The organism is Paludisphaera sp. (genome assembly GCF_037189885.1).
Classification (GTDB): domain Bacteria; phylum Planctomycetota; class Planctomycetia; order Isosphaerales; family Isosphaeraceae; genus Paludisphaera.
The window spans coordinates 20,619-32,896 of the sequence record NZ_JBBCIR010000022.1 but is presented as its reverse complement, the minus strand read 5'-3'; the positions used below and the strand labels follow the sequence as shown (position 1 = coordinate 32,896).

The 12,278-nt window shown below is 69.6% G+C and carries 6 protein-coding genes, 1 tRNA gene and 1 pseudogene; 4 read left to right on the top strand and 4 right to left on the bottom strand.

What is annotated here, in order from left to right; genetic code table 11:
- Window positions 1-1,241: 1,241 nt before the first annotated feature.
- Window positions 1,242-2,027: pseudogene (locus WG209_RS08805) on the bottom strand (transposase); the annotation flags it as partial.
- Window positions 2,028-3,909: 1,882 nt separating this feature from the next.
- Window positions 3,910-4,680, bottom strand: a complete 771-nt coding sequence (locus tag WG209_RS08800) for a hypothetical protein (protein ID WP_337174658.1) — start codon at window positions 4,678-4,680, stop codon at window positions 3,910-3,912.
- A 1,203-nt stretch (window positions 4,681-5,883) separates the two neighbouring features.
- Between WG209_RS08800 and WG209_RS08795 the strand changes: the two genes are divergently transcribed.
- The 4 genes from WG209_RS08795 (at window position 5,884) to WG209_RS08780 (ending at window position 10,872) form a co-directional block, all read left to right on the top strand.
- Complete coding sequence (locus WG209_RS08795; RefSeq protein ID WP_337174657.1) at window positions 5,884-6,387, top strand: hypothetical protein; 504 nt, start codon at window positions 5,884-5,886, stop codon at window positions 6,385-6,387.
- The gene (locus WG209_RS08790; protein WP_337174656.1) at window positions 6,384-7,484 is read left to right on the top strand and encodes a hypothetical protein; all 1,101 of its coding nucleotides are present in this window, start codon (window positions 6,384-6,386) and stop codon (window positions 7,482-7,484) included. The genes WG209_RS08795 and WG209_RS08790 overlap by 4 nt, the downstream gene beginning before the upstream one ends.
- A 160-nt stretch (window positions 7,485-7,644) precedes the next feature.
- Window positions 7,645-9,348, top strand: coding sequence for a phage/plasmid primase, P4 family (locus WG209_RS08785; protein ID WP_337174655.1), 1,704 nt, complete (start codon window positions 7,645-7,647; stop codon window positions 9,346-9,348).
- A gap of 1,239 nt (window positions 9,349-10,587) precedes the next feature.
- Complete coding sequence (locus WG209_RS08780) at window positions 10,588-10,872, top strand: DUF1580 domain-containing protein (RefSeq protein WP_337174654.1); 285 nt, start codon at window positions 10,588-10,590, stop codon at window positions 10,870-10,872.
- 7 nt (window positions 10,873-10,879) lie between these two features.
- Here the strand turns inward: WG209_RS08780 and WG209_RS08775 are convergent, their stop codons facing one another.
- Complete coding sequence (locus WG209_RS08775) at window positions 10,880-12,067, bottom strand: site-specific integrase (RefSeq protein WP_337174653.1); 1,188 nt, start codon at window positions 12,065-12,067, stop codon at window positions 10,880-10,882.
- A 116-nt stretch (window positions 12,068-12,183) separates the two neighbouring features.
- Window positions 12,184-12,255 (bottom strand) — tRNA-Gly (locus WG209_RS08770).
- Between the last annotated feature and the right edge of the window lie 23 nt (window positions 12,256-12,278).

The following is a 12,278-nucleotide window of genomic DNA, read 5'->3' as shown; positions in this document are numbered from 1 at the left end:
GAGTCGTTTGCCCCCTCCCGACGGCCGCGCCCTCGACCGCCCACCCGTTCCTGGTTCCGCTACTTGCCCTTGGCGGCAGACTCGGCGTACTGGCGGCGGCGCTTGAACCGGTCGTCCGGAACGCCGGGCCACTTCTCCTTGTCGGCGATGACCTTCGCGAGCCCGGCGAGGTCGTTCGCGGCCACCAACTTCTGCACCTCCTCGCGGGACTTCGGGGTGTAGTCGCCGCGGAACCGGAGGTCGACCAGGATGTCTTTAATGGCCGGGCTGAGCTTATCCCAGTCGGTCTTGCCGTACTTTTTCACCACGTCGTCCTTCTCGCAGATCCGCCGGACGTCCGCCTCCGCTTCCACGTAACTCGTCTCGAACAACTTCTTCTGCTGGGCGGCCGTGATCTCTGGCAGCTTGGAGGCCTTAATATACTCCCGCGCCTTCGCCCCGGAAAGCTTCGCCCCGCCGGCGTAGAGCTTCGCGTCGGCCTCCGTGAGGCCTGCCACCGTGAGGTGCTTTACGACCTGCTCGGCCGTCCGCTCCTTCATGTCGTACCCGCGACCGATGGTGAGGCCGGACGAGTCGGTCGGGACGTGCGGCTTGCGACTGTGGAACGCCCCTCCCTCGGTCCCTTCCGCGTCGAAGGTTAGCTGGCCGCGGGCAACCTTGAAGTCGTCATCGGCCCCCCGGGCGCCTCCGGCGGCGAGGGCGAGGCCGGGGAGCAGAAGCAGGATGGCGTGCAGACGACCGGGCGGGGCGGTGCGTTGCGGGCGCATGGGGGTCCTCGGGGTATGGGAAACAACCTGTGCGATGGCCGGGTGACGGATCACGGCCACTCTGATCGCGCCGACTTGGACCAACATTCTACTGACCGGGTGACGGCACGGCAGCCGGAACGGCCGCCGCGCACTCTGTTCCGTCAAAGGTCGGGGAGCAGTCTGAAGCAGAGTGCGGCCACGACGGTCGGGACGGCGGCGGCGAAGAACAAGGTGAGCGGCGCTATCCGCTGCCCCTTGAAAGACGGTTGCAGAATCGCCGCCCCCGCCGGGTTCGGCGCGTTCGCGATGACCGTCAGGCCGCCGCCGGTGACGCTTCCGGCCACGAGCGAGCACCTCATCGCGTCGCTGAGCGGTATCTGCGATCCGAGGTACGTGAGCGCGGCGTTGTCGGTGAAGGCGGTCATGACGGTCGCGGCGTAGTAGAGGCCGGTCTCGTTCAGTCCGGTAATCCCCATGCGGATCAGCGAAATGCCGACGGGCGGCGCAGTAGCCCCGCGCCGCGGCCGCCTCGGGGTCGTCGCGCCCCTCCAGCGACCGCTCGATCGGCCGTACCCCGCGGACGTGCGCCCTGAGCGTCACCTTGGCGTGGCGGTCGGCCCCGTAGATCGGCCGGGCCGCCTCGCGAAGGTAGTGGAATTGACATCGCTGGTGGGGCACACCCGGGAACGTCTCGGCGATCGCCTGCACCAGCGACCGCTGGCCGTCGGAGACGACGCCGGCGACGGGCACGCACAGGGCATGCTTCACCTCGCCGAGCAACCCGGCCAAGTCGTCCCGCGTGCCGGACAGGAGGCTTCGGGCCAGCAGCACCGCGCCGGTGAGCACGTCGCGGACGACGCAGAGGACCTCGTGGCCGACGTCGGGCTGGAGCCCGTCGATGGCCAGGATCACCCGGCCGGCCGGCTCGGTCAGGCGGCCGATGCGCGTCGGGTCGGTCAGCGATAGGGCGAGCAGCTCGTCGTAGCGAGCCAGGAGGTTGCCGACGCTGCGCGGGCAGATCACCACGCCGCGGCGGACCAGCTCGGCGTGGACCTCGGGGACGCTGCGGTGCTCGGCATGCCGCAGGCGGCCGACCAGGGCGATGATGTCCAGGCCGAACTCGTGCTGCGGCAGAGCGAGGCGGCCCTCCTGCTCGGCCCGCAGCGGGGAGCGGTATCTGGGGCAGTCGGCGTCGCGGCAGCGGCGCACCTGGACGGCGAGCCGGATGGGCCCCTCCAGGGTGACGACCACCCGGTGGCTGGTGTAGACGGCCCACAGCAGGCCGGGCAGGTCCGGGTCGCGGCCATCAGGTCGATCTACCGAGTCGGCTGGGGTTGAGCGGTCCGTCTCGGCATCGGTCACCTCCGAGGGCACGCTCCCGCCCAAAAGTTAACCGATACCGAATCGCCGATCAAGCCGGCTTTGCCGCCGTAGTTTTTTTCTCCGGGGCCTCACGACGATGCCCCGGTAGCACCCGACAGTGGGCGTGACCGCCGCGAGCCTTCGAGTTACGGGAGCCGGGGAGATGTGCACGAACGACGGGCTCGGGGGACCCGGCTCTCCGAGGCACCGCCTCGCCCCGGCGGACATCCCCTTTTCCGCGTCGACGGGCGGGGCGCCGGCGCGGCCGGGAGATCGACGAGCCTGGGCGCTCGCAGGATGTTGAGCAGCGCGACGAGGTCCCGCGCCCCACCTTCTCGCGCACCGCCAATCGGCGTAACCTGCTTCGGTGTGGTCGACCGGCGCACTGCTCGTCACGGCCCCAGTCACCTTGGCGACTGCTCTCTCCCATGCGGATCGCACACACCGGGAAGCAGGCGAACCGGAGGCTGGCGTCAGCGGCCGCCGTTACATGGTGTTGCGAACTCAACGCAGCAAGGATGGGCGAGGCGTTGTGGAGCATTTGCGACCTCCACCGGAGGGCGTCGGCTCGCGTCGCGACGATCGTCGGCACTGCCAGGGCCCTCGTCCGTACAGCTCGACGGGGCGGAGGGCTCGCATGCGTCGTGCGTCGGCCCCGCGCCACACGTGTCACGACCGGCTCCTACGTCTCGGAATTGACGGCCACCGTGTTGATCTGCTGGCTCCTCGCCAGGTTCACCTGGACCATCGGCAGGCCCAACCTGCGGACGCGGGCCAGGGTTTCCACCGCCTAGGAGGACCTGCGGTGGGCGCGATCGATCTTGCGTCGGGCGTAGTCCGCCTGCCTGGCGGTCTGGTCCCTGGCCTCGACGGTGGCGAGTTCGAGCCAGCTGACGAGGTGCCATCAGATCGACGCCCGCTCCGCCGAGAGCCGCTCGATCGCCGTCGCGTCCTCACCTTCCATGTCGATGCGGACCCCGTCGATGCTCTTCCAGGATCGCCTCCCGGGCGAGGAGGTGCCCCCCCGGCCCGAGCGCCCTCCGGAGCCACTCGGCCGACGATCCGCAGCGGAGGGCCATCTCCCTCCCGCGGCCGGGGTCGGCGAGCAGGGCGTGGATCTTCGGGAGCAGGATTCGTCCCGCTTTTCCGCTCGTACGGGGACTCAGTTCGTCTCCGCCCCGGGGGCCGGGGCCTCGACGACCTCCCGAGGGTTGATCGGTGGATGTGGCCGGATGGGTGGCCGCATCGCGGGCATGCGGCTTGCGAAACGGTCGAAGCGATGATGAAGGCGTCGCGGTCCGGGGCGACGTCGACGGAGCGGATGGCGAGTCCGTCGAGGTCGGGCCCGTTTATGACCTAGTACCTTCGGGGTCGGCGAGGTCGAGGCGTCGGCCCGACGTTCCAACCGACCGGATCATCAAAACCGCGGGAGAACCATTCTCGCGCGATCGTCGACACTTATGCCTGGATGCTTGTCGCGTCGTCGACCGGTATCGAAAATCGGTCCGTGTCTTCCGTGCTGCGACGTCTCGTGGCGGCCATCTCCACCACCCTCCAGGACGATCACCCCGCCGTCGACGGGCAGGACTCCGGGCGTGTCACCAACGCCTTGCGGCCGGCTTGCATGATCCCGATCAGGGCCCGGAACCCAGCCACCTCGGCCCTCCGTTCGCGCACCGACCTCGGTCCTTTTTGGCGGAGCTTGCCGTTGGCGGCCGATCGGGCCTTGCCCTCGGCCGTCCTCGGCCCGGTGGAGTGCTCCCACGCCCTCCCGGCCAGGGCCGCCTGGCGCAACCGCTCACGCCCGGCGTCGCTGAGCCCGAGCCGCTTCTCGCGATTCCTGCGGCCCGCCTCCACCCGCAGCGGGTTCGGGCAAAGGGATCGTGCTGTCGCCATGCTCGTCGCCTCCCGGGTTACTTCCTTGTTCGCTGTCGAGGCCTTTGCAGTTCGCCCCGTGCGGCGCGATGGCCCTGGGGTCCATCGCCGCCTCGCCGGCCGAGGCGGCCTGACCCCTGGCCGGGGCGCGATAGGTCCGCAGCGCCAGAGCTGATCGACGAAATTCGCCCATCAGCAGCACCGCCAGCCCGCCGCAGACCTTCGCCTCCTCCAGGCCCTCGGCGGTAGCCGACCTGTAGTGGAGCCGCCCCACGTTGAGGTGGGCGAGAGCGAGCTGCTCGACCAGCATCACCTCGACCGGGTCCGTCGGCCCTCCACAATCGGCCAGGAGCTTGTCACGGAATTTCTTGTAGGCCGCGAGGTCGGGCTGGCGCAGCACCGACGCCATGCTCGCGAACATGAATATGGCGCCGCTCGTCTCGGCCAGCTGGGCGGCGAAGTGGTCGCTGACCTGCTCGGCCGCGGACGCGGTCGCCTTGGCGGCGTCCCGCGACGTTTCCGCGCTTCGCGCGTCAAACGGCGGGGAGGCGTCGGGGGCGGGGCGAACGCCACCGTAAGCGTCGCCTCGCTCCTCGGCCGAGACGACCCTGGGGCCCCGGCTCGGCGTCGTCACCCGTTCCTCGCCGGCGGAGGTCACCCGGTTGGCCTTGATGAAGCTAATGGCGGTCGCCATGCGGGGCCTTTCTCGAATCGGGGGGATTAACATGAATAATGTTATTCACATCGCGGTACGGCCGACGTGATCAAGCGGCCACGTCGTCATGGCTCAATCTTAATCCGGGGGCGCGGAACGGCCCGAAGCGAGGGGGAGGGATTCGAGTTGCCCGTCGAGGCGGCGGACTGCATGAGCAGGGGAAACACCGCCCCGCCGCTCGGGAGCTCGACGCCGAATATCCCGCGATGCCCGGGTTCCGGTTCGCGGGAAGCGGCGAGGCCCAAGTCGTCGGGGGCCGGGCCGTCGACCAGGGAATCGAGGCGGGTGACCTCACCGCACCGGGGGCACCTGACGCGGCGACCCTTCGCGGCGTCGTCCTTGACGTTCAAGATCGCGGAACAGGACTGGCAGGATGCTCCGAACATCGAGGGACTCTGAGGGGAGCGACCTAGTGGTCAGTTGGGAGCATCGTAGCACGCCGGACGCTGCGAGTGGAGACAAGGGAGCCGGAATGTAAGGCGTGTACGGACTACACAGCCCACGGTGGTGGGACGGGCGGTGCCGGGGTAGGGACGGAGGAGAGGGGGGCACCTGCCGCGGGAGGTCGCTGAAGAAGATGGGGTGGTGGCATGCGGGGTCTGATGAGTCGGGCCGTGGTGGCGAACCATGGGTGATCCGGTGGGATGGGAGGTCAGCCCGTCGGCCTCAATCACCCCAACCATGTGGCGGCCCCCGCTAACCATGTGGTGGATTGTTTTTCCGCAAGCCAATGCCCGCGGGTTGGTTACATCGCTAACCATGCGGTCCATGCGGCAAATTCCCATTTGTTACTCCCCTGGAGGCACTCCTCTCTCCTTTTTGTTCCCATGTACGAAGAAGTAGTTTAGAGCATTCCCACATGGCCCACATGATTGAAATCGCAAGGTGCTTTCCAACAGATGGTTGCGGTAATTCGTGGGCCTGAATCCACCATATGGTCTGCCGCATGGTCCTACATGGTCTACATGGTTGGCCGGACTGTTCCCCTTCCAAAATTGGCCTACAGGCCGCAGGCCGCAGGGGTGGGGGTCCGGGGGAGGGGGAGGCTGGGCCATGCTGATAAATTCAACATAGTGAAACATCAGTGTCAACCGATGCCACGGCTCCGGTACTATCTAGAGTAGAGGGGACGCGAGGATGGCGGCCCCAACGCCTCGAACCACGCTCAGCCGAGGAACCCCGATGGCACCCCGCCCGATCACCAGCCCTCGCCGCATCATGTTGAGCATCGACCCGGACCCCGCCGCCACACTCGGCCATGACCCCGAGACGATCGGTTCGCCGGAGGTCCGGGCCGTCCTCCTCGAGTACGCCCAAGTAGTCGAGGCCGCCGCCCGCGAGGTCGCCCAGGTGTTCAGCGAGGCGGAGTGGCGGGCCCTCGCCAAGGCCGTCACCGGCGACCTCGGGACGAAGATCACCCCCAAAACCACCCTCGTGATCTCGACGCTCGACGTCGCGGGTGCCTCCGCCGAGTGGTACGCCGTCTTGACTGAGGGGGGGGGCGCCGAGCTCGTCGCCAAGGTGGCGAGACTCTCCGAGGCCCAGTCGGCCGCCGTCCTCGCCGCGACTCGGTGGGCTCGCGGTAGCGGACCCACGACGCTCGAAAACAACTCCTGGTGGCTGCCCAGCTACCGTCGGGCCCGCGCCGCCTCTGCCGCCGCCGCCGCGGAAGGGGGTGTCCTTTGACTCACCCCGAGTCCGAATTCCTGAAGGGCCTGGACGCCCGCGACACGACCCTCGCCCTGCTCGAGATGGGCTACTGGCCGATCCCCATCTATGGGGAGGACGCCGGCCTGGACGCCTACGAGCGGCCCCTCTCCGGCCGGCCGATCGGGCTGGGTTGGGGGCGGGCCCGCCACACGCCGGCCGACCTCTCCGAGACCTTCCGCCGGAACCCGTCCGCCGGCGCGGCCCTGGGGATCGGGATCGGCCGGGCCCCCGGCGGGCGTTGTCTGGTCGACTTCGAGGTCGACGACGACCCGGCCGGGCCCGCCCTGGGCGACGACTCCCGCGACCGCTTCCTGGGCGAGCCCCTCGACGTCCGCTCGACGCTCGCCGTCCAGTCGCGCCGGGGCATCCGGTCCCTCTTTTCGATCGACAGCAGGACCTGGCTCGCGATCGTCGACGGCGCCCTCAAGAGCGTCGTCCATCCGGCCGACCACCCCGGCCTCGAGATCCGCCTCGGGGGCCTCGATCCGGCCCCGGAGGGGCTGGCGAGGCTCCCGAAGCAGGTCTGCTCGACGGTCGCGCCGACCGTCCGGGCCGGCTTCAGGCGGTACTGGATCGGCGGGGACCAGATCACCCCGCTGCCGCAGCCCGCGATCGACCGCCTGCTCGCCATGGCCGACGCCGCGCGGAAGGCGAAGATGACCGCCGCCGAGGCCGCCCTCGCCGCCTTCGACGAGTCGATCTTCGAGGACGACCCCGCCAAGAAGGACGACTTCGAGGCCTGGAGGCTCGCCAAGGTCGCGAAGTACGTGCTCGCGCTGCCGGCCTCGATCGAAGGCTGCCGGGGCTCGGACGCCCTGTTCCGGGCCGCCTGCGTCATCACGGCCCGCGGGATCGTGGACCGCCCGACCGCCCTCCTGCTGCTGCAGCTCTACAACCTCCGGAAGGCCAGCCCGACCTGGTCGGCCGCCGAGCTCGAGCACAAGTTGGACGATGCCTTGGCAACCGTGACCGCCGACCCCGCCGGATTCGCCCCGCTGGCGAAGCTCCGGGACTGGTGGCCGGGTGGGAAGAAGAAGGGCCGGAAGGCCCGGAAGGAGGAGGAGGCCGCCTGAATCGGGCCGCGCGGGGCCGGCCGGATCGCCGGTCTCGGATAGCGTCGGAGGTCGTGCCGCGGGAGCGACGCCCCGCGGCAGATCCAACTGAAGCGCAGGACGCGCATAAAAAGGGCCCGGCCGAGATGTCACCTCGGACGCGGGCTTGGTGAGGCTAGACGTGCATCAGGATAACATGCCGCCGTACAACGGGTCGAGTCAGACCCACGAGAATGCCAAAGAGATCCCGGCCGTCGCCCCGGCCGCCGGCGCCAAGACGGCCGACGCCGTCGCCACCCTCCACGCCCTTGTCGCCCACGCGATGGGCCAGCCCTCCTCGCAGCTCGGCGGCGACGGCCAGTCGGCCGCACCTTCCTCCCCCCAGCCCGCCGTCGATGACTTCGCCGGCGTGGCCCCCGACGACCCGTTCCAGTTCGTCCGCGACCACCTAGCCGCCCGCATGCTGGACGGCGTCCCTACCATCCGCTACCACCACGGCGACTTCCTCGCCTACTCGGGGGGGACCTGGCGGGAGCTCGACGAGCAGTCGGTCGACGACGACCTGATCGGGGCGATCCACACACGCATCAGGTGCCTCAACCTTGAGGCCGCCCTCACCATCGACAAACCCCCCGCGCCGCGGAGGTTCCTGATGGCCGACCTCGCCGCCTCCAAGGTCGTGCTCCGTCGGGAGGTCGCCGTCGGGACCGAGCCGATCCCGACCTGGGTCGCCCCAGGATACGACCACCCGGCCGACTCCCTGATTGCCGCCCCGAACGGCCTGGTCCCGATCGCCAGCCTCGTCGCCAGGGCCCCCGTCGTCCTCCCCCCGACGCCCCGGCACTTCACCCGGACGGCCGTCGACTACGAGATCCCGGCCGCGGTCGGCGAGCCGACCGAGTGGTTCAAATTCCTGAATTCCCTCTGGCCCGACGAGCCGGAGTCGATCGAGACCCTCAAGCGGTGGTTCGGCTACATCCTGTCCGGCAAGACGCACCTCCAGAAGATCCTCGTCTTCCTGGGCCCACCGCGGTCGGGCCGCGGGACGATCTGCCGGGTCCTGACCAGGATGCTGGGCGAGGCCAACGTCTGCTCGCCTACGCTCGGCGGGCTCGCCGGCCAGTTCGGCCTCGCCTCCCTGGTCGGCAAGTCGCTTGCGATCGTCGGCGACGCCCGCGTCTCGGGGAGGACCGATTCGGCCGTCGTCGTCGAGCGGCTGAACGGGATCTCCGGAGAGGATCCCCAGGACGTCGAGCGCAAGTACAAGGCGTCCAGGAAGGAGCCGATCGGGGCCAGGCTGATGATCGTCTCCAACGAGATGCCCCGGCTCCCGGACGCCTCGGGGGCCCTGGTCGCCCGCTTCGTCGTGCTCCGGCTGACCGAGTCGCACGTCGGCCGCGAGGACCGCGGCCTCGAGGCCCGGCTCATGGCCGAACTGCCGGCCATCCTCTGCTGGTCCGCCCAGGGCCTCCGGGAGATCGAGGCCGGGGCCGAGCTGGGCCAGCCCGAGTCCGGGCTCGACCTCCTCGACGGCCTCGACGAGCTCGGGTCGCCGATCAAGACGTTCGCCGCCGGGTGCTGCAACGTCGGGCCCGAGCACACCGTCTTCGTCGACGAACTGTACCGCGAATGGTGCGGCTGGTGCGAGTCGCACGGCCACGAGCCGGGGTCGTCGGCCAACCTCGGCAAGCTCATCCGCGCCGCCGAGCCCAAGGTCAAGAAGCGACAGTCGACGAGGAACGGCCGCCCGGCCGCCAAATACCAGGGGATCGGCCTGGTCGGCGGCCGGGGCCCGCTGTTCCCCGAGCCCTCCGCCGTGACCCGCGAGCGGGATCGACGCGAGGCCGAGGCCGCCGCCGCCCCACACTACGACCAGTCCTTCTGACGCCCCCTTCCATCGCCCCGCCCGCGTCGGGCGGGGCCTCCCTGGCTTCCTTATCAGAACAGGAACCCAACCATATCCCGTCTCGACGACATTCTCGATCCCGCCGCCGACCGCCGCCGCGCCGAGATCGTCGCCGACGCTTTCCTCCGCGGGGCCGTCGAGGACTTCCGGGCCGCCGCCGCCTGGGCCGTCCGAGACAACAAAGATCCCGAGGACGTCTGTCTCACCGGCGAGATCGTCGACGACCCCGATCCCCTGTTCCGGGCAATCATCGCGGCGGCGGGGGACGAGTTCAACGCGACCCTCGTCGAGCTGGGACCCGACCAGGACCGTTGGACGCTGGGGTTGGAGATCTCGCGGGCCTGCATCGCCATCGCATCCGGGCCGACGTCGCCGCCTGACTCGACGCGGCAGAGGGCTGCGAGGGGTACGCAATTTCGATGTCAGCGAATGCCCTCTCGGTCCCCGTGGTCGCCCTGAAGTTGGCGCGCTTCGAACCTTACAGGGTCCTCGCGTCGGTCGATCTGGATCTTGATTTGCCCGACGGCCGCCGCCAGGGCCCTCCTCGTCGACCTCCTGGCCCGCGACCGTCGAATACCGGCGGCCGGCCCTCTCTGTTCCTCAGATCGAGGCCAGTCCGATGGCAGGCTCCGTAGGTCCCGTGACGGACGGATGCTCCGTGGTCGGCACGACTCCTCCGGCTACCGGCAGGTCGCCTGCAGCGGTCGCGGCTTCCTCGCGTGTCGACTGATCGCCAAAGCCTTCCACGGTCCCGCCCCGACGATTCGCCCCGGGGTCGATCACCTCGACGGGGTCAAGACCATCAACGCCCCGTCGAATTTGGAGTGGGTCTCGCACTGCGAGAACATCCGCCGGGCCTCGGCCCTGGGGCTGCTCACGCGGGGGCCCGCCACCGCGACGCCAAGCTCTCCGAGGACGACGTCCGTGCGATCCGCCGCTGACTGTCGCCGCGTCGCGAGACCTACCGGGCGATCGCCCTCGATTACGGAGCCGACTCCATTTCGATCAGGCGGATCCAAACCTGCCGCGCGTGGGCCTTGGTACGCTGAGTGCGAAATTAGTGTACATAATTTTGAATCATGACAATCTAATTCCACCACCCGTCCCGCCGCCGAACGTGGTCGCGCCAGGTTGGGCTACGTGCAATTCGAGGCGTCCGCTTACAACTCGTGTATGGCCACCGCGGATCGCAGGGGGCCGCACCGAGGAGACGCCGTCGTGACCGAATCGCAACAGCCCCTCACCGTCGCCCAGGCCGCCAGGTTCTATCCTGGCGGCACCCACACCGGCACGATCATCCGGCACATCACCCGGGGCGTCCGGACGCCGCAGGGCGTCGTCAAGCTCGAGGCCTCCAGGATGGGGGGGAGGTGGACGACCACTCTCGAGGCCATCGAGCGGTTCCGAGCGGCCTGCACCGTGAGGTCCGGCGGGGAGGCCCGCCCGTCCCGGACGTCCTCCCACGCCAAGGCCGAGGCCTACCTGGACGCCATCGGCCTCTGAGCGGCGGTCACCCCACGGCCCGCGCCACCTCGCGGGCCAGTCCTTCGAGCCGTTCGGCGTAAAGTTGGGTCGTGTCCGCCTTGGCATGGCCGAGCACGGCCTGCGCGGCCTCCAGGCCGAACTCCCGGCGGACCATCGACGCCGCCGCGTGCCGAAGCTGGAGGGGTGACCAGCGGTGCCTTTTCCTCCACGCCTTCAACTCCTCGGCCTCCATTCGGGTCGGCCGTCGCGTCCGGCTGGACCTGGCCCCTGACAGAGTCGGGTGTGGGAAGGCCCGGTCGCAGGCCCTCGCGATCGCCTGGGCGTATGCCCGACGGTCATAACGGTCGCGGACCTTCCTCGCGCCGGGACGGGCCGACTCGCGGGGGTCGAACAGGTACGCCGCGGCGTCGCGGCCGAGGAGTGGCTCGAGAACGGCCCGGGCCTTGGGCCCGATCGCGATCACGCGGTCGGCACCCCGGTGCGAGCCCTTGTGTCCGGCCGGCCGGTACTCCCAGGGGTCCGACGACCGGTTCAGATCCGCGCCCCGCATGGTCAGCACCTCCCCGACTCGGCACCCCGAGAGGAGCTGGACCCGGACCATCGCGGCGACCGCCCGGGACATGTGGGGCAGGGCCGCCTCCACGTCCGCGAGGGCGACGGCCCCGATCCCGGGGGCCTCCGGGGCGGTCGTCCGGTTGCGTCGGAGCGGTTCGATCGTCATGAGGTCGGCATGGGTCGCGGTCGGGACGAGCCGCTCGGAGGCCGCCCATTTCCACGCCCGCCGGACCCGGTTGATCCGGGCGTTGATCGTGGACCGACTCAACCCCGAGTCGACCATCGCCGCGCGGACGGCCTTCAACTCGTCCTGCCTAAACTCCGCCGCGGGGAGGTCGCCGTAAAGGCGTCGGACGGGCCGGAGCGCGTCCTTGAAGTTGTCGGCCTCCCCGGTCGGGGCGCCGGTCGAGGAGAGGTAGTAGCCGATCGCGCGCTGCATGAACGCCGCGACGAGTTCGGATACTGAGCATGACGCCGGGACGACGGCCGGCCGCCTGTCGCGGGCGAGCCATTCGGCGATCGTGCGTTCGTACTTCGAACGGCACTCGGGGGTGCCGAACTTGCCGAGGAACACCTGCTTGCCGTCGATCCGGACGTAGCCGTGACCCGACGATCGGTGGAGCTTCAGCTCGGGGATGGGGGAGTTCGACCTGGGCATGCGAGCCTCCAGAGCTGCCCGCGTCGTGGAAATTCCACGTCGGGGGGAGCTTTCGGGGCCGCACACCGTCCGTCCGGTGGTACGCAAACCTTGCGTTCGGCTGGGTTTGGGTCAAGAGCGGGCGAGGGGATTCGAACCCCTGACGTCCAGCTTGGGAAGCTGGCATTCTACCACTGAATTACGCCCGCGTGGCGAGGTGGCCGTGGGCACC

Excerpts from the sequence above, each read along its gene's own strand:
- WG209_RS08795 (WP_337174657.1), top strand. The coding sequence starts at position 5,884 with ATGGCACCCCGCCCGATCACCAGCCCTCGCCGCATCATGTTGAGCATC.
- WG209_RS08775 (WP_337174653.1), bottom strand. The coding sequence starts at position 12,067 with ATGCCCAGGTCGAACTCCCCCATCCCCGAGCTGAAGCTCCACCGATCG.
- WG209_RS08800 (WP_337174658.1), bottom strand. The coding sequence starts at position 4,680 with ATGGCGACCGCCATTAGCTTCATCAAGGCCAACCGGGTGACCTCCGCC.